The 19,961-nt window shown below is 68.4% G+C and carries 21 protein-coding genes, 1 tRNA gene and 1 pseudogene; 17 read left to right on the top strand and 6 right to left on the bottom strand.

The window, feature by feature from the left end:
- The first annotated feature begins 52 nt into the window (after positions 1-52).
- Together fzlA and queG are read left to right on the top strand one after the other, a co-directional pair.
- On the top strand, positions 53-739 hold the full coding sequence (gene fzlA, locus DXK21_RS09865; protein ID WP_114817610.1) for an FtsZ-binding protein FzlA: 687 nt from the start codon (positions 53-55) through the stop codon (positions 737-739).
- 203 nt (positions 740-942) lie between these two features.
- Positions 943-2,094 (top strand): tRNA epoxyqueuosine(34) reductase QueG, encoded by a 1,152-nt coding sequence (gene queG / locus DXK21_RS09860; protein ID WP_114817609.1) that lies wholly within the window; start codon positions 943-945, stop codon positions 2,092-2,094.
- A 116-nt stretch (positions 2,095-2,210) separates the two neighbouring features.
- On the opposite strand, the gene DXK21_RS09855 is transcribed toward queG, so the two are convergent.
- Together DXK21_RS09855 and DXK21_RS09850 are read right to left on the bottom strand one after the other, a co-directional pair.
- Entirely contained in the window at positions 2,211-2,753 is a 543-nt protein-coding gene (locus tag DXK21_RS09855; RefSeq protein ID WP_114817608.1) for an FKBP-type peptidyl-prolyl cis-trans isomerase, read from the bottom strand.
- Positions 2,734-3,936: a threonine ammonia-lyase gene (locus DXK21_RS09850; protein WP_114817607.1), complete on the bottom strand. Its 1,203-nt coding sequence runs from the start codon at positions 3,934-3,936 to the stop codon at positions 2,734-2,736. Before DXK21_RS09850 ends, DXK21_RS09855 begins: the two co-directional genes overlap by 20 nt.
- 146 nt (positions 3,937-4,082) lie before the next feature.
- Here DXK21_RS09850 and DXK21_RS09845 point away from each other — a divergent pair, with 146 nt between their 5' ends.
- Entirely contained in the window at positions 4,083-4,604 is a 522-nt protein-coding gene (locus tag DXK21_RS09845) for a hypothetical protein (protein ID WP_114817606.1), read from the top strand.
- A 90-nt stretch (positions 4,605-4,694) separates the two neighbouring features.
- Positions 4,695-4,970 (top strand): hypothetical protein, encoded by a 276-nt coding sequence (locus DXK21_RS09840; RefSeq protein ID WP_114817605.1) that lies wholly within the window; start codon positions 4,695-4,697, stop codon positions 4,968-4,970.
- Positions 4,971-4,976: 6 nt separating this feature from the next.
- Here the strand turns inward: DXK21_RS09840 and DXK21_RS09835 are convergent, their stop codons facing one another.
- The gene (locus DXK21_RS09835; protein ID WP_162790622.1) at positions 4,977-5,615 is read right to left on the bottom strand and encodes a helix-turn-helix transcriptional regulator; all 639 of its coding nucleotides are present in this window, start codon (positions 5,613-5,615) and stop codon (positions 4,977-4,979) included.
- Between the two features lie 651 nt (positions 5,616-6,266).
- Between DXK21_RS09835 and DXK21_RS09830 the strand changes: the two genes are divergently transcribed.
- Positions 6,267-6,452: a hypothetical protein gene (locus DXK21_RS09830; RefSeq protein WP_114817603.1), complete on the top strand. Its 186-nt coding sequence runs from the start codon at positions 6,267-6,269 to the stop codon at positions 6,450-6,452.
- A 52-nt stretch (positions 6,453-6,504) separates the two neighbouring features.
- On the opposite strand, the gene DXK21_RS09825 is transcribed toward DXK21_RS09830, so the two are convergent.
- A tRNA-Gly gene (locus DXK21_RS09825) sits at positions 6,505-6,579 on the bottom strand.
- A 230-nt stretch (positions 6,580-6,809) separates the two neighbouring features.
- On the opposite strand from DXK21_RS09825, the pseudogene DXK21_RS17105 reads away from it, so the two are divergent.
- The 3 genes and pseudogenes from DXK21_RS17105 to DXK21_RS09815 all read left to right on the top strand — a co-directional run.
- Positions 6,810-6,923: pseudogene (locus DXK21_RS17105) on the top strand (TadE/TadG family type IV pilus assembly protein); the annotation flags it as partial.
- A gap of 97 nt (positions 6,924-7,020) precedes the next feature.
- Positions 7,021-7,230 (top strand): hypothetical protein, encoded by a 210-nt coding sequence (locus DXK21_RS16930; RefSeq protein ID WP_245945176.1) that lies wholly within the window; start codon positions 7,021-7,023, stop codon positions 7,228-7,230.
- A 1-nt stretch (position 7,231) separates the two neighbouring features.
- The gene (locus DXK21_RS09815) at positions 7,232-8,872 is read left to right on the top strand and encodes a TadG family pilus assembly protein (protein WP_245945174.1); all 1,641 of its coding nucleotides are present in this window, start codon (positions 7,232-7,234) and stop codon (positions 8,870-8,872) included.
- Positions 8,873-8,905: 33 nt separating this feature from the next.
- Here the strand turns inward: DXK21_RS09815 and DXK21_RS09810 are convergent, their stop codons facing one another.
- Positions 8,906-10,192 carry a M23 family metallopeptidase gene (locus tag DXK21_RS09810; RefSeq protein WP_245945173.1) on the bottom strand — a complete coding sequence of 429 codons (1,287 nt, stop codon included), beginning with the start codon at positions 10,190-10,192 and terminating at the stop codon, positions 8,906-8,908.
- Between the two features lie 402 nt (positions 10,193-10,594).
- Between DXK21_RS09810 and DXK21_RS09805 the strand changes: the two genes are divergently transcribed.
- From DXK21_RS09805 to DXK21_RS09790, 4 genes are all read left to right on the top strand, one after another.
- The gene (locus tag DXK21_RS09805; protein ID WP_114817601.1) at positions 10,595-13,786 is read left to right on the top strand and encodes an intermembrane phospholipid transport protein YdbH family protein; all 3,192 of its coding nucleotides are present in this window, start codon (positions 10,595-10,597) and stop codon (positions 13,784-13,786) included.
- Positions 13,787-13,874: 88 nt separating this feature from the next.
- A complete protein-coding gene (locus DXK21_RS09800; RefSeq protein WP_114817600.1) occupies positions 13,875-14,060 on the top strand; it encodes a YnbE family lipoprotein in 186 nt (61 codons plus the stop codon).
- A gap of 22 nt (positions 14,061-14,082) precedes the next feature.
- Positions 14,083-14,442 carry a YdbL family probable chaperone protein gene (locus DXK21_RS09795; protein WP_114817599.1) on the top strand — a complete coding sequence of 120 codons (360 nt, stop codon included), beginning with the start codon at positions 14,083-14,085 and terminating at the stop codon, positions 14,440-14,442.
- Positions 14,443-14,451: 9 nt separating this feature from the next.
- Positions 14,452-14,751 (top strand): hypothetical protein, encoded by a 300-nt coding sequence (locus tag DXK21_RS09790; protein ID WP_114817598.1) that lies wholly within the window; start codon positions 14,452-14,454, stop codon positions 14,749-14,751.
- On the opposite strand, the gene DXK21_RS09785 is transcribed toward DXK21_RS09790, so the two are convergent.
- Positions 14,748-15,905, bottom strand: coding sequence for a DNA cytosine methyltransferase (locus DXK21_RS09785; RefSeq protein WP_114817638.1), 1,158 nt, complete (start codon positions 15,903-15,905; stop codon positions 14,748-14,750). The genes DXK21_RS09790 and DXK21_RS09785 overlap by 4 nt on opposite strands.
- A 97-nt stretch (positions 15,906-16,002) precedes the next feature.
- Here DXK21_RS09785 and DXK21_RS09780 point away from each other — a divergent pair, with 97 nt between their 5' ends.
- From DXK21_RS09780 to DXK21_RS09760, 5 genes are all read left to right on the top strand, one after another.
- Positions 16,003-16,458, top strand: coding sequence for a COG3650 family protein (locus tag DXK21_RS09780; protein ID WP_114817597.1), 456 nt, complete (start codon positions 16,003-16,005; stop codon positions 16,456-16,458).
- A gap of 129 nt (positions 16,459-16,587) precedes the next feature.
- Positions 16,588-17,715, top strand: coding sequence for an acyltransferase family protein (locus DXK21_RS09775; RefSeq protein WP_114817596.1), 1,128 nt, complete (start codon positions 16,588-16,590; stop codon positions 17,713-17,715).
- A gap of 34 nt (positions 17,716-17,749) precedes the next feature.
- Positions 17,750-18,280 (top strand): CHAP domain-containing protein, encoded by a 531-nt coding sequence (locus tag DXK21_RS09770; protein ID WP_114817595.1) that lies wholly within the window; start codon positions 17,750-17,752, stop codon positions 18,278-18,280.
- A gap of 55 nt (positions 18,281-18,335) precedes the next feature.
- Positions 18,336-19,181, top strand: coding sequence for a tryptophan 2,3-dioxygenase (locus DXK21_RS09765; protein ID WP_245945172.1), 846 nt, complete (start codon positions 18,336-18,338; stop codon positions 19,179-19,181).
- Between the two features lie 114 nt (positions 19,182-19,295).
- Positions 19,296-19,781, top strand: a complete 486-nt coding sequence (locus DXK21_RS09760; RefSeq protein WP_114817594.1) for a PA2169 family four-helix-bundle protein — start codon at positions 19,296-19,298, stop codon at positions 19,779-19,781.
- The last annotated feature ends 180 nt before the right edge of the window (positions 19,782-19,961 follow it).

Here is a 19,961-nt window from a genome sequence, read left to right as displayed (position 1 = left end):
CGTCCGTCGCGGTAAACGCGGTCTTAACGAGCGCGGGCGCATAGACCGAATAATGTCCGCCCCCGCCGTCCTCTATCATTTCGCCTTCCACCCCGGCTCGCGCACGGCGCGACTGGCCCTGGGCGAGGCGCGCGTCGAGTTCGGCGAGGAACTGGTCAAGCCGTGGGAAGACGACTGCCCCGTCATCGACCTCAATCCCTCGGGGATGCCGCCGGTCCTGACCGTGACGGAAAAGGGCAAGACCCTGACCCTGTGCGAGATCGACGCCATCCTCGGCTGGATCGAGGATCGCTCCAAGGGCGACGTCCTGATGCCCGCCGACATCGGCGAACGGGCCGAGGCGCGGCGCCTGACCTCCTGGTTCAACCGCCGCTTCATCGACGAGGTCGACGCCGTCCTCCTGCATGAGCGGATGGAGAAACCCCTGCTGCGGCTGGGCCCGCCCGAGGCGCGGATGCTGCGCGAGGGGCGCGACGCGCTGCGCATCCATCTGGCCATGTTCGAGGCCCTGGCCGCCGGGCGTGAATGGCTGGCCGGGCGGCGGCTCAGCCAGGCCGACCTGATCGCGGCGGGACACCTGTCGGTGCTCGACTATTTCGGCGAGATCACCTGGGCGTCGTATCCGGCGCTGAAGACCTGGTATTCCAAGCTGAAGTCGCGGCCCTGTTTCCGGCCGCTGCTGACCGACCGTTTCCCCGGCGTGCATCCGGCGACCTGGTACGCCGACCTCGACTTCTGAAGCCTGTCCTTCCCCTCGGTCATCCCGGACGAAGGCGCGCGCAGCGGGCCGAAGATCCGGGACCCAGGCGGTAGAGATCGACAGGCCCCCGGCGTTCATGACGCCGCCGCCTGGGTCCCGGACCGGCCTCCGGCCGTCCGGCATGACGGCAGAGGAAGATCAACGGACTCGACTCCCGCCCACAACCGCACCAAACGAGCCCCATGGCGGCCGATCCCCGCATTTTCATCCGACAGCGCGCCGCCGAACTGGGGTTCGGCGTGTGCCGCTTCGCCTCGGCCAGCGAACCGTGGAGCGCGGGCGAGAAGTTGGCCCACTTCGTCGAGGCCGGGCGCCACGGCGACATGGGTTGGATGGAGACGACGCTGGAGCGCCGCGCTCACCCGACCGCCATGTGGGACGGGGCGAAGACCGCCATCGTGCTGGGCATGAACTACGGCCCCGAGGCCGATCCCCTGCCGGAACTACAGGACAAGTCGGCGGGCTATATCTCGGTCTATGCGCGCGGCGACGACTATCACGAGGTGATCAAGGGCCGGCTGAAGATCCTGGCCGGTCAGATGGCGGCGCGGTTGGGGCAGGAGGTCAAGGTCTTCGTCGACACCGCCCCCCTGATGGAAAAGCCCCTGGCCCAGCGCGCCGGTCTGGGCTGGCAGGGCAAGCACACCAATCTGTTGAGCCGCACCCACGGCAACTGGCTGTTCCTCGGCGTCATCCTGACCGCGGCCGAGATCACGCCGGACGAGGCTGAGACCGAGCATTGCGGCCGCTGCACCGCCTGCCTGGACGCCTGCCCGACCAAGGCTTTCCCCGCGCCGTTCCAGATCGATGCGCGGCGCTGCCTGTCCTATCTGACGATCGAGTTTGCGGACCCGTGGCCGGTGGAGTTTCGCATCGCGGCGGGGCCGCGAATCTACGGCTGCGACGACTGTCTGGGCGCCTGTCCGTGGAACAAGTTCGCGCAAGGGGCCTCGGAGGCCCGGCTGCACGCCCGCGACGCCCTTAAGGGACCGAGGCTGGCCGACCTGCTGGCGCTGGACGATCCCGCGTTCCGCGCCCTGTTCACCAAGAGCCCGGTCAAGCGCATCGGGCGGGACCGCTTCATCCGCAACGTTCTGTATGCGGCGGGGAACTCCGGGGACGCTGAGTTGATCGTCGCGGTCGAAGCTCTGCTGGACGACCCGGCGCCCGTAGTGCGCGGGGCGGCGGTCTGGGCGCTGTCGCGGCTGGATGCGGGGAGGTTCGAAGCGCTGCGCGAGGCGCGGCTGGCGGGGGAAACCGATGAGAGTGTGAGAAGTGAATGGAGCCCCCTCTCCCTCCCCTTCATGGGGAGGGTGGCTGAGGCCCCGACTTGATCGGGGCCGAAGTCGGGTGGGGGCGCTTCGGAAATCAGACGCAGCGGATAATCAGCCTTGCCCTCCCCACCCAGTCGCTACGCGACCACCCTCCCCATGAAGGGGAGGGAGAAAGATCAGACGTCGGCGGAACCGACGCCGCGACCGCCGCCGGGCACCGGGGCGACATCCAGCAGTTTCAGCCGGAAGACCAGCACGGCGTTGCCGGGGATCAGCGGCGGGCCGCCCGCTTCGCCGTAGCCCAGCTCGGGCGGGACGTAGAGCAGCCATTCGTCGCCGGGCTTCATCAGTTGCAGGGCCTCGGTCCAGCCGGGCACGACCTGTTCCGGCGAGAAGACGGCGGGCGAGCCGCGCTTGAACGAGCTGTCGAAGACGGTGCCGTCGGTCAGGCTGCCTTCATAATCGACGCGCGCCAGATCGTTGCGGTCGGGACGGACGCCGCCCGCCGGGCCGCTGGCGACCACCTTGTATTGCAGGCCCGAGGGCAGGGTCTGGACCCCTTCCGCCGAGGCGTTCGTCTTCATGAAGGCGGCGGCGGCCTCGGCGTTCTTGGCCAGATCGGCGCTGGATGCGGCGGGCTGGCGGTTGCAGGCGGCGACAGCCAGCAGGGCGGCGACAGACACGCCGACGAATACGGGTCTAGCCCATGCGAAGTTCATAGCCACGTTCCTTCAAGGCTTCGCCGATTTCCTCGGCATGTCTGGCGTCGCGGGTCTCGACCATGATGTCGAACTCCGCCCCCTTGGCCGGCACGTCCAGCGCCAGCCGGTTGTGCACGACGTCGATGATATTGCCGCCCAGCCCGCCGATCACGGCGGCCATGGCCGACAGCATGCCGGGGCGGTCGTCGCCCAGGATGCGATAGACGATCAACCGCTTCTCGCGAACCATTTCGCGGTTCAGCACCACGGCCAGCATGCGGGCGTCGATATTGCCGCCGGTCAGCGCGATGCCGACCTTCATGCCCTTGAAGCGTTCGGGATTGGCCAGGATGGCGGCCAGACCGCCGGCGCCGGCGCCCTCGGCCACGGTCTTCTCCAGCGTCGCCAGCAGGGCCACGCCTTTCTCGAAGTCGGCTTCCTCGCAGACGAAGATCTCGTCGATCAGGCTGTCGGCCAGGGCGAAGGGGATTTCGCCCACGGCCTTGATGGCGATCCCCTCGGCGATCGTTTGCCCGCTGCACTTGGCCGGCTCGCCGCGACGACGGGCGGTGAACGACGGATAGCGGGCGGCCTCGACGCCGAAGATCTTGATGTCGGGCTTGATCGCCTTGGCGGCGATGGCGCTGCCCGAGATCAGGCCGCCGCCGCCGATGGGGATGATCAGGGCGTCCAAATCGGGCGCGTCCTCGATGAACTCCAGGCCGCAGACCCCCTGGCCCGCGACGATGCCTTCGTCGTCAAAGGCCGAGACGAAGACATAGCCGTGCTCGACCTGAAGCCGCTTGGCCTCCTCGGTCGAGCCGGAAAAATCGAGACCGTGGATGACGACATTGGCGCCGTGGGCGCGGGTGCCGTCGACCTTCACGAAGGGCGTGCCCTCGGGCATGACGATGGTCACAGGCACGCCGAGGCGGCCGCCGTGATAGGCCAGGGCCTGGGCGTGGTTGCCCGCCGAGGCGGCGACCACGCCGCGCTTCATCTCGTCCGGGGTCAGTTGCAGCAGCCGGTTCAGGGCGCCGCGCTCCTTGAAGCTGCCGGTGAAATGCAGGTTGTCGAACTTGATCCAGATCTCGGCGCCGGTCAGTTGCGACAGGCGACGGGAATGGCGCACAGGCGTGCGGTCGACCTGACCGGCGATACGCTGCTGCGCCGCGCGGATGTCGTCGATGGTGACGGTCATGAAGTCCCTGAAAACGTTTCTGGCCGGTCTCTGCGCCCGGTCCTGGACGCTCTTGTGACGCACCTGACGACGCCGGGCAACCTTGACTCAAAGGGCCATGGGGGGCCATGCCGGTGACGCTTGAAACGAGTTTCGGAGCCCCCTTCATGTCGAACCGCCGCCCTTCCCTCGCCCTCGCCGCCGTCCTCGTCGGCGGACTTGCCCTCAGCGCCTGCGCCACGGCGCCCATGGGCGGCGGGATCAGCGCTGGCTCGACCGAGTTCAGCGCCGACGCCTTCGCCTGGTCGACCCGCGCGGGTCAGGCCGCAATCGAGGGCCGCGTCGCCTTCGCCCAGGACGGCAAGACCTTTAGTTGCGTCGGCAATGTCGGCCTGATCCCCGACACCGGCTACACCCGCGCCCGGATGCAGCGTCTCTACGGCTCGACCGAGCGCGCCGCCGTGCCGGCCGCCGTGGTGCGCGCCCGCTCGGCGGGTGAACAGGGCGCCGACTACCGCTCGTTCGAGCGCGCCCAGCCCTGCGCCGACGGGGCCTTCCGCTTCACCGGCCTGCCCGACGGCAGCTGGTTCCTGATCTCGCCGGTCAAGGCCGGGGACGACATCGTGGTGCTGATGAAACGGGTTCAGACGCGCGGCGGGCGCATGATCAGCGTCACCCTCGGAAGTTGAACGACGCCGGGGATCGGCGTTCGCCATCCTTTGGCCTTACGGGACCGCTCTCTGACCTGATCCATTTCAGGACAGTCGGGGAGCGCGTTCTTGTCCCAGCATAATATCATCGGCTCCGAGGCCTTCACCAAAGGCCCCTTCGTCATCATTCGCGGCGTGAAGTCCGGCGGCTTCCGCCGGCGTCGTTCACGCTCGCTCGCGGCCTATGCCGTCGTCGCGGTCCTGGCCCTGTCGGCTGGCGCCGCCGTTGCGGCCTTCGCCCTTGGCCCCTTGCTGGTGGAAGCGGCGCCGGCCGGATCAGCCCTGTCAGCGCTGCCCCCTGCGCCGGCTCCGGCTCCGGCTCTGCCCGCCACGCCCGCCGCCTGACGTCGTCTAGGGGCCGACGAAGCTGATCGCCTCGGCGAACAGCTCGCCCCGGCTGCGCACGCCCATCTTCTGATAGGCGTGCTTCAGATGGGTGCGCAGGGTCTCGATGGAGATGTCCAGCGCCTGGGCGATGCGGCCCGTCTCGGCTCCGCCCAGCAGCATTTCAATGATCCGGCCCTCCGACGGCGTCAGAAAGTGGTGGTCGATCAGGGCCTGGAACCGGGCCTCGCCTCGCGCCCGTTGCAGCGTCAGTCCGATCAGGGCGGTCGGCGCTGCACAGACTTGACGCGCCCACGCGACCCAGCGCCGCCCGCCGTCGCCCGGCATGACCGTGCAACGCGCCTCGTCAGCGCCCGCCGAGGCGACCAGGCTCGCGAGGATCGGCGACGACGGCGCCAGACGCCGCCCCTCCACGCCGAACGCTTCGCCGTCGTCAGACAGGGCCCGCGCCGCGCCGTTCATCCACATGACCTCCAGATCGCGCGACACGATCAACCGCGCCCGGCGCTCGCCCTCGATCCAGTTGACGGCAGCCTGACCGCAGACGGCGTCGACCTGCGCGGGAGTGGGGGCGTCCGCAGGAACCCGGAATGGGTCGCATAACGAAGCCCGGACACTCGCAGGATCGATCCGTCTCTGGCTCACGCCAAAATCTCCAAGGCTGCACCCCCTCGATAAAGGCGGTCGCCGCGCCGCTGATGAGACGCGATGCTAGATCCCCGAAGACGCCCAACATACCTCAAAATATTCCAACAAACATCCCTCATGCCGGGGATATTTAGCAAAGCGAACCGAATATACAGTCAAATAGGCAATAACGATATCATGAGTCGACGAAAATACTGAGTTCACCGTATAGATATCTGCATACAACCGATCAATTGATGAAGTTTTTGCTGAAACATTGCCCAATTGACCAACAAAACACTGAAGGAAGATCGATAGCCGCCACACCATCACCCCACACGCTCCCGCAACGCCAAATCTTGACGTGGACGGAGCCCCAGACCCCTGGCCGCCGATCGCCACCACCGCAACCGCGGGATCGACGCCATCGGGCGGGCCAGGCCGGGACGCAGACACGTCCCGTCCAAAACAAGGCGCTTCGGCGCGACGACCTCACCGCGGAACTGCACGCCCCCCCAGCGTTCCGCCCGACTGGAGTCGACGCCGAAGCGCAGGCCTGCCCCGCTCGTCCCGTCACAACCTGAGGCAGGCAGACCCGCGTTACAGGGTTTTGCAGTCAGCGCCGTCAGGCTGGGCTAGCCTGCGTCCTCGTCACGCGAGGAGAGCGAGATGGGATTGCTGCCCAACGACGAAGATGCGCGACTTGCCGAGGTCTGGCGGGCGCATTTCGGTACGCCGATGCCGATCTACGGCGTCCCCGCCATCGCGCGGCGCATCCTGATCGAGCACGGCGCGGACGTCTCGCCGCGAGACGCCCCTGCGCCCGCGCACAGCCGGACAAAAGCACCCAACTGACCCCCAACGGCTTCCGCCGAGGTCGCTGTCGTGGCGCCAAGGTGTTGATTTTTGGAGCGGCCGGCGGGAATCGAACCCGCGACATTCAGCTTGGGAAGCTGACGTTCTACCTCTGAACTACGGCCGCATTGTTCAAGGGCTTCTCCACGGCTGCGTCCATGCCCCGTGGCATGATGCAGCCGGGTTCACACCCGCTCCCTTGAAGACCCCTTTTCCATATCCGTTCGAGCGCCGTCGCTCAAGGCGAAGGCTTCACTTCGGGCGCTGCGCCCTCTTCGTCGAATTCAACCTGTGCGTTTAACACCGCTTAACGGTGATTGAATTATGTTGATCACCGAAAAAGAGTGAGGCTCGACCATGAGGCGACGCGGATTTCTTTCACGGTTCAGGCGTGACCGACGCGGCGTGGCGGCGATCGAGTTCGCCATCGTCGCCCCCCTGCTGATCATGATGATGTTCGGCATGATCATGTACGGCAGCTGGTTCTGGATGGCCCATTCGGTTCAGTCGATGGCGTCGGAGGGCGCGCGCGGCGATCGCCGGACTGGACCCTGCCGAGCGGGAGCAGTTGGCGCGGGCGTTCGTCGGGCTTCAGGTCGGGGATCTGGGACTGGACAGCGCCAAGGCGGCGGTGGAGGTCGAGAGCACGCCCAACGTCATCCGCGTCAACATCGCCTATGACGCCAGCGACCACCCGCTGATGGCCCTGTCGGGCCTCATTCCCTCCCCGCCCAAGGTCATCCGCAGGACGGCGGTGGTCCGGCTGGGAGGCTATTGAGTTGGCGCCCCGCAACAGCCTGAAGGACGAAGGCGGCGGCGTGGCCGTCATGACCGCCCTGTTCGGCGGCGTGTTTTGCGTGCTGGCGGCGCTGGCGGTGGATGTCGGTTCCGTCTCCTTGAAGGCGCGGCAAATCCAGGGCGCGGCGGACCTGTCGGCCATGGCCGCGGCCCACGACCTGGCCCGGGCCGACGCCGCCGCCCACGCCACAGCCTCGGCCAACCTGAGCGACGTCCAGACCGTCGACGTCGTCAAGGGCGCCTATGTCGCCGATGGGCGCATCAAGCCCAAGGATCGCTTCCTTGCCGGCGCCGCCGATCCCAACGCCGCACGGGTTGAGGTGACGGCCCCTGCGCCGCTCTTTTTCGGCCGCTGGGTCCTGCAACGCGACAGCCTGGCTGTGCGCCGCACTGCGACCGCCGCCATTCCGGGCGGGCAGCCCCAGGCCATGTTCTCGATCGGTTCTCGCCTCGCAAGTCTGGACGGGGGACTGGCCAACGCCCTGTTGTCGGGGCTGCTGGGCAGCAATGTCTCCTTGACCGTGATGGATTATCGCGCCCTGGCCGGGGCCCAGGTCAATCTGCTGCAGTTCTCGGACGCCCTGGCGACCGAGATCGGCCTGACGGCCGGCGACTACGACGCCCTGCTCAAGCAGGAGGTGACGGCGGGCCAGGCGCTGAAAGTGCTGGAGAGCATCGCCGGCGCCGACGCCAGATCCGCCCTGAGCAAGCTGACCCGCGCCCCCGTAGACGCCAAGCTGAAGCTGAAGGACCTGATCGGGGTCGAGGCCGACGCCCAGCACGGTCTGCGCCAGGCGCTGAACGCCGATGTGTCCGCGCTGGACCTGATCATGGCCTCGCTGGAGACCGCCAATGGCGACCGACAGGTGGCGCTGGACCTGGGCGCGCGCGCCGGTCTGGCCGATCTGGACATCATGCTGGCCATCGGCGAACGGCCCAACAAGTCGCCATGGCTGACCATCACCAGCAAGGGCGAGCCGATCATCCGCACCGCCCAGACCCGGATCTATCTGAAGGCGACGACGGCCCAGAGCCTAGCGGGCCTGGCCCAGGTCAAGCTGCCGATCCTGATCGAGGCGGCCTCATCCGAGGCCAGGCTGAGCCGGATCAACTGCGTCGGCGCGCCCTCGGTGACGGTGGCCGTGCGGCCCGGCGTGGCGCGCGCCCGCATCGGGGCCATCGACGAGACGAAGCTGAAAAACTTCAAGGCGTCGCTGATCAGTTCAGACGCCACGATCCTGTCGGCTCTGGCGGGCCTGGTGACGATCACGGCGCACGCCGATCTCAACATCGCCGACCTGAACTGGCAGGAGGCTGCGTTCAACAGCGTGGACATCTCAAACCAGACCACCAAGTCCGTGCGGTCGCGCGGCTTCGTCAACGGCCTGATCGTCAGCCTGCTTCAGGAACTCAAGCCCAATGTAGCCCTCGGGCCTTTGTTCGTGGGTCTAGGCGATCTGGCCAAGGCCGTCGGCGTGCTGCTGACGCCCCTCGGCCCCGTGCTGGACGGCGTGGTCCAGCCCCTGCTCGATCTGCTGGGCCTGAAGCTGGGCGAGGCCGACGTGAGGGTGCACGGGGTTCAGTGCCCGACGCAGGGCCGGACGCCGGTTCTGGTGGGATAGAGGCAGGGGCCGCGAAGCCCCTGACGCGCGTCCTCAGCCTTCGACGGAGCGCAGGCCCGAGGCCGAGGCCTGCTGCACCACCGGACGACGCTGGCCGCCAGCGGCGATGATGCGGTCGATGCGGCTCTTTTCTGCGCGGAAGGCGGCCAGGTCGGCGCCCGCCAGAACGGTGCCCTCCTGGGTCTTCACGCCGGCCGGATTGATCCGCCGTCCGCCGCGCCAGATTTCATAGTGCAGGTGCGGGCCGGTCGATGCGCCGGTCGAACCGACATAGGCGACGATCTGACCCTGCGAAACGCGCTGGCCGGCGCGGATGCCCGAGCCATAGCGCGACAGGTGGCCGTAACCGCTTTCCAGACCGTTCGAGTGACGGATGCGCAGCCAGTTGCCGTAGCCGCCCCAGCGACGGGCCTCGACGACCACGCCGTCGGCGGGCGCCACGATGGGCGTGCCGGTGGTGGCCGCGAAGTCCATGCCCTGGTGCATCTTGCGATAGCCCGAGATGGGGTGGGTGCGGACGCCAAAGTTGGAGCTGACGCGGCGGAAGCTCTGCAGCGGGGTCCGCATCATGGCCGAACGCGTGTTCTTGCCGGTGGCGTCGAAATACTCCGCCGTCTTCGAGCCGGGGCGCTGGAAGCGATAGAAGGCGTGACCCTTGAGCTCGGCGTACAGCAGGTCGCCGGTCTCGACGGTGCGGCCGGCCTCAGTCACCGAGCGGTCGAAGACCAGGGTGAACTCGTCCGAGGCGCGCACGTCGCGCTGCATGTCGAACTTGTGGGCGAACAACTGGCTGGCGCGGCGGACGACCGCCGAGGTGGCGCCCAGTTCGCGGGCGCTGGCCGACAGCGAACGCTGGACCTTGTCGTTGGCGACGACGGTCTCTTGCGTCACTTTTTCGTCGAGGGCGCGCAGGCGCAGGGCGCCGTCGAAGCTGCGCGACACGGTCAGTTGGCTGGCCGGGCCCGTGCGCATGGTCAGGCCGATCAGGCGGGCGTCGCCCCGGCCGCCGCGCGGCTTGGAGACAGCGGTTTCGAATTTCAGCCCGGCGCGCAGATCCTTGAGATCAAAGGCGCTGGCGATGGTGGCGGCGACGGCGCTAGCTTCTTCGGCGCCGATGCCGGTGCGGCGCACGGCCTGCTCGAAGGTTTCGCCGCGGCGGATTTGTACAGGAATGGCCTCGGGGGCCGTCAGACCGACCGGCGCGCCGGCGGCGGCGTAGGCCTGGGTCTCGAGATAGGCGATTTGTTCCGATGTCAGCGCGGGAACTTCCTCGGCGCGGACGGGTTCATAGGCTTGACCCGCCACAAGGGCGATGGCCACTGCCGCAGCTGTCGTCAGGAGATGCGGCGCGAGCCGCATGGGCTGGCGGCGCGGATCAAACTGAGCCATCGTTCCCCGGCAATCGACGACGCCCTACTGGCGCCAAACCATTCGAATCGTGGATCGCGCCCCGGCAGCCCCGAAAACGCGAAGCGAGCGATATAGCCCGTCTGTTCCATCTTGGGAAGCGCGTAGGTTACAATTGGTTAACTTGGCCGGGTCGTCGTCAAGTATTCCACCGTTATTCCTGAATCATCGGCGATGAACGGCCCTTTTCTGGCCTTGCTTGACTGAACAGTGACTACAGCGCCACGCTTCAGTGTTCATGCAGCCACAACTGTTGTCCGCGGCCAATCTGTGGCGTTGTCGCTCCATCCTTACGCCGAAGAACGCCGAACGCCTTTGACCGACTACACTCCGACTTCCCAGCCCCAGACGCGCCCACAGACGCCCCGCCGTGGACGCTCCGCCGTCAGAACGGCGCTGATCGTTCTGCTGATCGGCGTCCTGCTGCTGATCGTGCTGGCCGCCGCCCTCTACCTGAACCGGCGCGCCGCCGCGCGCGAGCTTCTGGTCGGCTGGCTGGACAGGAAGGGCATCGACGCCGACGTCGAGGTGGAACAGCTGGAGATCGACGGCTTCGTCGGCAAGATCAGCATCGGCGATCCGCGCAACCCTGACTTTAAGGTCGAACGGGTCGAGGTCGATTACGTCCTGGGCCTGCCCTGGTCGAAAGCCGGCCTGGGCGTGACCCCCAGCCGTATCCGCCTGATACGGCCCCTGGTCCGCGCCAGCTGGAAGGACGGCGAGCTGTCGCTCGGTTCGCTGGACCCGCTGGTCAAAGAGTTCACCGCCAAGCCGCCCCGCCCCGACCAGCGCGCGCCCCTGGTCATCATCGAGGGCGGCCGCGCCCGCATCGACACCGAATATGGCCCCTTGCAGATCCTGGCCGACGCCCGCATCGACAATAGCAGGCTGATGCGGCTGAACGCCCGCCTGCCCGCCGCCTCGCTGAAGAGCGGCGACACGGAAGCGCGCGGCCTCAGCGCCGTCGTCGACCTGACCACCACCGGCGACCGCGTGGCGCTGAAGGTCGAGGCCGCCGCCGACCGCTTCAGCCTGGCCGAGGCGGGCGGGACCGCCGCCAGGCTGAACCTGACCGGCGACCTGCCCTGTCCCGACCTGAAGATGCGTCGCGGCGACGGTCGCGCCGTCATCGCCGCCCGCCTGAGCGCCGACGCCCTGTCGGCGGGCGGAATGGAGAGCCGCAAGACCGAGGCCTCGGTCGACTTCGACGGCCTGACCGAAGGCTGGATCGAAACCTTCCAGATCGTCGGCAAGGGCCAGACGCGGCTGCGGGCTCAACAGTTGACCGGCGAGGGCCTGACGGCGCGCGGCGCCGACCTCGCCCTGAACCGCGCCGACGTCATGGTGAAGCGCGGCCAGCGCGGCCTGGAGTGGCGCGTCGCGTCGCCCGCCGTGATCCGGCTGGACCGCAGCTCGGCGGCGGGCACGCGCCTGAGCCAGGCCGTTCTGACCTCTGACGGCCTGACGGCGGGCGGACGCGACGCGGCCTTCGAGATGCAGGGCCCTCTGGCCTTGAGCGCCGGAGAGCTGGCCTCGGGCGACCTGAAGCTGAACCAGGCGCGCGGACGGCTGGATCTGGATCTGGTGCGCGACGGCGTGACCCGGATGACGGCGACCGGCGCCCTGTCCGCCGCCCGCGCCTCGTGGCCCGGCCTCGGCGCGCCGACCCGCGACGACCTGCCCGAGATGGCCGAGCTGAAGCGGGCGCTGAACGCCTTCGCCATTGATGCGCCGGGCCTGAGGCTGTCCACCAGCAACGTCGGAACGGAACTGACCCTGACCCGGCCCATTACGGCCCGCCCGGAAAATGGCGGCCTGCTGACCATCGCGCCCGCACCGACGCCCCTGTTCGCGGCCGAGGCCGGCCAGTCGGGCGGCGGCGCCCTGAGCCTGACGGCGCAACGCGGCGGGGGTCTGCCCGAGGCGCAGATCGCCGTGCCGTCGTGGACCCTGACGCCCGGCGGCTTCCGCGCCACGCTTGACGGCAAGGCAGCGCTGGACTTCGGTCCCGCGCGCAGCATCGCCCTGATGACCAAGGGCGACTTGGCCTCCAGCGGCGGGCGGCTGACCTATACCACCCGCGACTGCATCCCCCTCAGCGTCGAGCGGCTGGAACTGGGCGAGAATGACGTGACCGACATCAACGGTCGCTTCTGCCCCGCCGAGACCCCGCTGATCACGGTCGCGAACGGGGCGTGGCGCGCACAGGGGACCCTGGCCGATGTCGACGCCGTCGCTCCCTTCCTGGCCATGCGCTTCTCGGACGCCCAGGGCCGACTGGTCGTGGACGGCAAGCCCGCCGGCCTGTCGATGACCGCGACGGTCAGCCGCGCCCAGGTCGCCGACACCACCGATCCGCTGCGCTTCCTGCCGCTGACGGCGGTCGGCGAGGCCAGGCTGGCCGGCGACGTCTGGAGCGGCGGGTTCGACCTGACCCGTCTGGAGCACGCCATCGGCCGAATCGACCTGCGGCACGACGGCCAGGCCGAGGCCGGCGGCGTGACCATCCGCGCGCCCAACCTGGCCTTCAGTCAATACGGCCTGCAACCCAGCGATCTCAGCCCCTTGGCCGCCGACTATCTGAAGTCGCCGGTCGAGGGCTCAGCCGGGTTCGAGGGGCGCATCGACTGGTCGCCGACGACCGCGACCAGTTCTGGCGTCGTGACCATCCCCGAGCTCGACTTCACCAGCCCGGCGGGCAAGGTGCAGGGGATGAAGGGGCGGATCGAATTCACCAGCCTGACCCCGCTGATCACCGCCCCCGATCAGGTGCTGACCATCAACCGGCTGGAAGCCGTCACCCCCCTGACCGATCTGGAGCTGCGCTTCGCGCTCGACGAGAAGTTCCTCAGTCTGGCGGGCGGCAAGATCGAGGCGGCGGGCGGCCGCATCAGCATCGAACCCATCAACGTCCCCCTGACGCCGGGCGAGGCCTGGGGCGGGGTGATCCTGGTCGAACAGGTTCAGCTGAACGAGCTGATGAAGAGCGCCAACCTGCAGGACAAGGCCCAGCTCGACGCCGTGGTCTCGGGCCGCCTGCCCTTCACCTACGCCCCCGACGTGGGCTGGCGGATCAGCGGCGGCATCCTGAACGCCGTGCGCCCCGGTCGCCTGTCGATCCAACCCGAGGTCTTCGACGATCTGGACGCTGGCGCGGCCGCGGTCGAAGGCGAGACGCCGCTGCCGCCCAACACCATGCAGGATCTCGCCTATCAGGCCATGCAGGACCTGGCGATCAGCGACCTGAGCGCCGAGGTCAACAGCCTGGACGCCGGGCGACTGGGGGTCCGCTTCCACATCCATGGCCGCCACGATCCGCCGCAGCGCCAACAGTTGCGCCTCAGCTGGATCGAGGTGATCCGCCGCGACTTCCTCAAGAAGAAGCTGCCCCTGCCGTCCGACACGCCGATCGACCTGACGCTGGACACGACCTGGAACGCCAACCAGATCGTGTCCGACCTGCTGGAATATGCGCGTCGCGGCGAAACGCCCAAAGTCGCCCCTTGAGATACGGCGCCGCTTTGTTCAGAACCCATTCACCCGCGACGGCGTTAGATCGTCACGACCTCAACCGCCGCCTTCGGAGTTCGGCCCCATGATCAGCAAGCGTCAGATCGGCCTGCTCGGCCTCGCCGCCGTTGGCGTCGCAGCGTGCACGCCGACCGTGAACATCAAATTCAGCGAGCCGCTGCAGATCAACGCCAAGCTGGACGCCGACATCCGCATCAAGCTCGACCAGGAACTGCAGAACCTCCTGCGCGAAAATCCCAACCTGTTCTGACCGTTCAAGAAAGGGGCTGAACATGAACCATCGTAAACTCTTCGTCGCCGTCGCCGCCGTCGCTGCTCTGGGTGTCGCCGCCGGCGCCGCCGTGGCCCAGACCGCCTCGCAAAAGGCTCTGGTCGATCAGGCCAAGGCCGCCGGCGCCGTCGGCGAGCAGGCCGACGGCTACCTCGGCGTGCGCACCTCGGTCCAACCGGACACCCAGGCTGCTGTCGCCGCCATCAACGCCGGTCGTCGTCAGGCCTATGCCCGCAGCGCCGCCGACGCCGGCACCACGGCCGAAGTAGCCGGCGCCCGGATGTTCGAAACCCAGCTGCTGCCGCGCATCAGCTCGGGTCAGTGGTACAAGAACGCCGCGGGCCAGTGGGTCCAGCGCTGATCTGACGTGATGAAGACGCCCCGGGTCGAAGGTCGGGCAGGACGCTTCCTGCTGGCCCTCGGCCTGGCGGTCGTCATCGCCGCTGTCGCCACCCTCGGTCTGGCCGGGTACTGGCGACTGATCGACGGCGGACCGATGTCCATCCACGGCTGGATCGCCATGGGCCTGGGCGTGCTGTGCACCGTCGGCCTGGCCTGGCTGTTAATGAGCCTTGCGTTTCGCTCTGATCGCGAAGGCTGGGACGATCAGGTGGACAACCATCTGGACCCGGGCCGCGACGAAGCCGAAGACGACGACCTTCAATATTAGGCGGCGACCGCCCCATCTGCTTCGACGCCCAACGCGGGCTCGAACAGCTGCCGCGTCAGGGCCTCGACCACCGGCACGGCGACCGCATCCCCCATCAGCTTCAAGGCCGCGCTTTCGCTGGTCGGCAGGGCGTAGTCGTCCGAGACGCCCATCAGCCGCGCCGCCTCGCGCCCGGTCAGACGACGCATCTTAGCCCGCCCCTTGTCGCAGATCAGCACATATTGCCGCGACGAGCCGCCGGACGGCGTGCGCAGACAGCCCGCCAGCCCGTCGAAGCGCAGTTCCAGCCGCTGATGCTTGACCCCGTCCAGGGTGCGCACCCGCCGGAAGGCGGCGCCCACGCGGCGTTCGCCCGAGGCTAGAATGGCGTCCAGCCGCGCCCGATGCAGCGGCGACAGCATGGCCAGCAGGGTCTTGGTCTGGGTCTGTGTGAAGACCGGAACCCTGGCTTCCAGCACCGTGGACAGATCCAGATTGCGGCGCGGCGGCGGGGTCAGCGCCCACCAGGCCCAGTTCGTCTGAACCGCGTCCGACAGACGGGCGTGGGCGGCGATCAGGCGCGGCGTGTGGAACGGCCCGCTCGGCGCGGCCGCCGTCGGTCCCTCGACCCCGCGCATGGCGACCACGAACAGACGCGGTCGCGACTGCGGCAGCCACAGGGCCGCGTCCATCTCCAGCGCGCCGACGCGGTATCCGGCCTCGACCATGGCGGCGCAGACGGCCTCGAAGTCCGCCCCCTCGCCCGAGGTCAGCAGGCCCGCGACGTTTTCGATGACGATGATGCGGGGCGCACGGCCCTCAAGGTCCAGCCCCTGCATCAGCTTCCAGAAACCCCAGAAGGCGCCCGAACGCACGGCCTTCAGCCCGCCGCGCGCGCCCGCCAGACTGACGTCCTGGCAGGGCGAGGAGGCCCAGCACAGGTCCGGCGTTCCGGGGATGTCGGCGGGGGTCAGATCCCAGACGTCGCCCTCGGCCAATCGCGTCCCCGCGTGGTTGGCCCGAAAGGCGCGGGCCTTCATCGGGTCGATGTCGTTGGCGAAGACGGTGTCGAACCCGGCAAGGCCTCCGGACAGGCCCAGGCCCGCCAGACCGCCCCCCGCGAAGAACTCGCAGGCGGTCAGGGGAACGGAAGGGGCGGCGACGCGATTCGTCATGTCCGGGACCATAACCCAGCGCGAGGCGTTTGGCGCCTCCCCTTGACCCAGGATCGCGCCTGCGGTTCCTGATCCTCGACCTGAAACGGAGCCCGCCATGCGCCTCGCCTCTCTTATCGCCGCCGCGACCGCCCTCGCCGCTCTCACGGCCTGTTCGCAGCCGACGGCGGAAAAGGCGCCCGCCGCCGCCGCCGAGGCCCGCACCCTGGCCGGGGTCGATCTGGACCAACCGCTGCGCGTGCTGGGGACCGAACCCTTCTGGGCCGTCGAGATCACGCCCGCCGGCCTGACCTATTCCGGCGTGGACCGCCCCGAGCAGAAGGCCGCCAACCCCGGCCCGGCGCTGCAAGGCACGGTCGCGGTCTGGACCACGGAAACCGAGGCCAAGGCCCCGCTGGTCGTGACCTTGACCGCCACCGACTGCTCGGACGGCATGAGCGACCGCACCTATCCCCTGACCGCCAAGGTCGAGATCGGCGGCGAAAGCCTGACCGGCTGCGCCGCCGCCAGCGCGGCGATCGAAAAGGCGGGCGAAAGCGGGCGGGTCGAGTAGCCCTCTTCCCCCCGCTCATCCTGCCCTGCGCCGGGATGAGCGAAAGAAAGGGATCTTGGCGCCGGTCTTGCTGCTGAAGCCCCAGGCCGCTTGACGCTTCCCAAAGCGGCGCTATCCCATGGTGGCCGCATGACCCCGACGCCTGTCGACCTTCGCCCGCTGACCGCCCTGCGGTTCATGGCGGCGCTATGGGTGGTGTTCTACACCTTCTGGCCCAACCTCGACGTGGGCTTCCTGCCCAACCTGGCGGCCAAGGGCTATCTGGGCGTCGAGCTGTTTTTCGTCCTGTCGGGCTTCATCCTCAGCCACGTCTATCTGAACGCCTTCGCGGAAAAGCGCTTCTCCTATCGCGGCTTCCTCTGGGCGCGGATCGCGCGGGTCTATCCCCTGCACCTCTTCACCCTGCTGGGCGTCATGGCGCTGGGGCTGGGCGCGGTGGCTGTGGGGCTGAGCATCGACGACAGCGTGCTGAGCTGGAAGACCCTGCCCGCCCACCTGCTGATGCTGCACGCCTGGGGCTTGGCCGGCGAGGCGGGCTGGAACCACCCGTCCTGGTCGATCTCGGCGGAGTGGTTCGCCTATCTGGCCTTCCCCCTGTTCGCCCTGGCGGCCTGGCCGCTGAGGAAGCGCCCCTGGGTAGCGACGGCGGGCGCGGCGGTCTTCCTGATGGGGCTCTACGCGGCCTTCGAGCGTCTGGCGGGCTTCCCCCTGACCGAGGCCACCTTCCGCTGGGGGGCGCTGCGCATCGTGCCCTGCTTCGCCTACGGCTGCGCCCTCTACCTGGTCTATCGCCGCGCGCCCCTGCCCCGCGCCGGGCTGCTGGCGCTGAGCGCCGCCGTCGTCATGGTGGGCTCGGCCTCGGTCCTGGCCTGGGACGCCGTCACGGTGCTGGCCGCCGGTCTGCTGATCCTGGCCCTGGCCTCGATCCCCGATGGGCGCGCCGGCTGGCTGGGGTCCAGGCCCGCCGTCTACCTCGGCGAGATCAGCTATTCGGTCTATATGGTCTGCGCCCCGTGGCAGATTCTGGCGGTCAATCTGGCCGCCCGCGCGACGGGCGCAGACGACAAGCGTCTTCACGTTCTCGTGTGGTTGGGGATCATTCTGGGTCTGATCGCAGCCGCCGCCGCCACCTATCACCTGATCGAACGCCCGGCCCGACAGGCGTTGCGCGGGATGGCCGACCGGCGACGCGCACCTGTGGATCACACGGCGAAACAGTCGGAAACGGTTCTTCAACCTTCGGACACTATCGTCTAAGGCTTGGTCCGCGTTTTAGTCGGGAGCACGCCAGATGATGAAACGGCTCACAGCCGCCGCGGTTGCGGCGACCCTTGGTTTCTTTGCGATCGGCCCCGCGCCGGCCAAGGCCGATGACCCCTATTGGCAGTGCGTGACCTTCGCGCGCATGTTCTCGGGCATCAACATCTTCGGCGACGCCTGGACCTGGTGGCGTCAGGCGGTGGACAAGTTCCGCACCGGCCGCGCCCCGGAAACCGGCTCGGTGCTGGTGTTTCAGCCCAATGGCCGCATGGACAAGGGCCATGTCGCCGTCGTTTCCGACATCCTGACCGACCGCGTCATCCGTGTGACCCACGCCAACTGGGGCGGCAGCCGCGGCAAGGTCGAGGAGAACGTCACCGTCGTCGACGTCTCCCCCTCGGGCGACTGGAGCCGGGTCAAGGTCTGGTACAACCCGATCAACGCCCTGGGCACCACGGTCTATCCGACCTACGGCTTTGTCTACAAAGGCGCCCGCGACGCCTTTGACAATGGCCGTCAGATGGCCGCCGCCGCCGCGAACGAACCTCGCGCCGCCAACTGATTTTTCCGCCGCCTCCGGGCTGGCCCTTGCGGCCTGATCCGGCGATAGGTGACGGATGACCGACGCAAAGAACGACATTCGCGCTCACGCGATCGAAACGGCGAAGCACGAGCCGGCCGGCATCACCTACGCCGGCTACCTGTCGCTCGACGACCTGCTCAGCACCCAGCACCCCCGCTCGGACCAGCATGACGAAATGCTGTTCGTCATCATCCATCAGACCAAGGAACTGTGGCTCAAGCAGATCCTGCACGAGATGGCCCTGGCCCAGAGCCTGATCCGCGCCGGCGATCTGGTGCCCGCCTACAAGAGCCTGGCCCGCGTCAGCCGCATCCAGGCCGTGATGACCCAGAGCTGGGACATCCTGGCCACCATGACGCCTTCGGATTATCTGAAGTTCCGCGGCGACCTGGGCGCCAGCTCGGGCTTCCAGAGCGACCAGTTCCGCCGCCTGGAGACTATGCTGGGCCTCAAGGACCCGCGCTTCCTGCGCTTCCACGTCGAGCGGCCCGAGGCCCATGCGGCCCTGCTCGCCGCCATGGAAGCCCCCAGCCTCTATGACGACGCCCTGCTGCAGCTTTCCAAGGCCGGCCTGCCCGTCCCCGCCGAGGTGCTGAACCGCGACGTCAGCCAGACCTATGAGCCGTCCGAAGGCGTCGAGGCCGCCTGGCTGGAGGTCTACCGCGACACCGAGCGCTGGTGGCCGCTGTATCAGCTGGCCGAGAAGCTGGTCGATCTGGACGACGCCCTGCTGACCTGGCGTCACAAGCACGTGGTGACGGTCGAGCGCATCATCGGCCGTCGCCAGGGCACGGGCGGCACGGACGGCGTCGGCTATCTGGTCGAGACGCTGAAGCGCCGCTGCTTCCCCGAACTATGGTCGCTGCGGACGAAGCTCTAGAGCGAAATCGGTTTGGGCGCGCTCGCGCCCAAACTCAGATCTTCGCGCCAGTCTATGCCCGGCAACCTTCGCCGGGGGCGCGGGTTTTACCTGTGTCAGCCACGGAGGTTTCTGGTGAGCAGCCCCAATAGCCACGACATCAAGGTTCTGAACGGCCTCGCTGAAGGCCTGATCGACAGCGCCGACGGCTATGCCGAGGCGGCGGCCGAGACCGAGGAGATGCGTTATCGCGACCTCTTTCTGAGCCGCAGCGTCGAACGGCGCCGGATCGCCACCGAACTGCAGGACACGGTGCGCGGCATGGGCGGCCACCCGGAGGACGAGGGCTCCATCCTGGCCAAGGCGCACCGCGCCTTCATGGACATCAAGCACGCCCTGATGCGGGATGAGGCCTCGGTCGTCGGTTCGGTCGAACGCGGCGAGGCCCACCTGCAGGCCCGATTCGACCGCGCCCTGGACGACGACAGCCTGTCGGCCACGACTCGCGAGACGATCCGCCGCGCCCACGCCGCCGTCAAAGCCGGTCACGACGAGATGCACGTCCTGCGACGCAGCCTCGAAGGCCAGCACGACGCCGATAATCCGCTGCATCCGCATTAGCGGCCAGAAGGGCGAAGATGGGTGGGGGCGCTTTGGCAGGCTGAGCGCTGCGCCTGTATCGCCTCGCCCGCCCCACCCGGTCGCTTCGCGACCACCCTCCCCATGAGGGGAGGGAGAAACCGCGCTCAAGCAGCGCGACGCCGCGCGGCGCGCGATAGCGCACCAAGAATGACAAAAGGC

This window comes from Brevundimonas bullata (assembly GCF_003350205.1).
Lineage (GTDB): Bacteria > Pseudomonadota > Alphaproteobacteria > Caulobacterales > Caulobacteraceae > Brevundimonas > Brevundimonas bullata.
This window is presented reverse-complemented; position numbering and strand designations above follow the sequence as displayed.

Excerpts from the sequence above, each read along its gene's own strand:
- fzlA (WP_114817610.1), top strand. The coding sequence starts at position 53 with ATGTCCGCCCCCGCCGTCCTCTATCATTTCGCCTTCCACCCCGGCTCG.
- queG (WP_114817609.1), top strand. The coding sequence starts at position 943 with ATGGCGGCCGATCCCCGCATTTTCATCCGACAGCGCGCCGCCGAACTG.
- DXK21_RS09855 (WP_114817608.1), bottom strand. The coding sequence starts at position 2,753 with ATGAACTTCGCATGGGCTAGACCCGTATTCGTCGGCGTGTCTGTCGCC.
- DXK21_RS09850 (WP_114817607.1), bottom strand. The coding sequence starts at position 3,936 with ATGACCGTCACCATCGACGACATCCGCGCGGCGCAGCAGCGTATCGCC.
- DXK21_RS09845 (WP_114817606.1), top strand. The coding sequence starts at position 4,083 with ATGTCGAACCGCCGCCCTTCCCTCGCCCTCGCCGCCGTCCTCGTCGGC.
- DXK21_RS09830 (WP_114817603.1), top strand. The coding sequence starts at position 6,267 with ATGGGATTGCTGCCCAACGACGAAGATGCGCGACTTGCCGAGGTCTGG.
- DXK21_RS09800 (WP_114817600.1), top strand. The coding sequence starts at position 13,875 with ATGATCAGCAAGCGTCAGATCGGCCTGCTCGGCCTCGCCGCCGTTGGC.
- DXK21_RS09795 (WP_114817599.1), top strand. The coding sequence starts at position 14,083 with ATGAACCATCGTAAACTCTTCGTCGCCGTCGCCGCCGTCGCTGCTCTG.
- DXK21_RS09790 (WP_114817598.1), top strand. The coding sequence starts at position 14,452 with ATGAAGACGCCCCGGGTCGAAGGTCGGGCAGGACGCTTCCTGCTGGCC.
- DXK21_RS09785 (WP_114817638.1), bottom strand. The coding sequence starts at position 15,905 with ATGACGAATCGCGTCGCCGCCCCTTCCGTTCCCCTGACCGCCTGCGAG.
- DXK21_RS09780 (WP_114817597.1), top strand. The coding sequence starts at position 16,003 with ATGCGCCTCGCCTCTCTTATCGCCGCCGCGACCGCCCTCGCCGCTCTC.
- DXK21_RS09775 (WP_114817596.1), top strand. The coding sequence starts at position 16,588 with ATGACCCCGACGCCTGTCGACCTTCGCCCGCTGACCGCCCTGCGGTTC.
- DXK21_RS09770 (WP_114817595.1), top strand. The coding sequence starts at position 17,750 with ATGATGAAACGGCTCACAGCCGCCGCGGTTGCGGCGACCCTTGGTTTC.
- DXK21_RS09765 (WP_245945172.1), top strand. The coding sequence starts at position 18,336 with ATGACCGACGCAAAGAACGACATTCGCGCTCACGCGATCGAAACGGCG.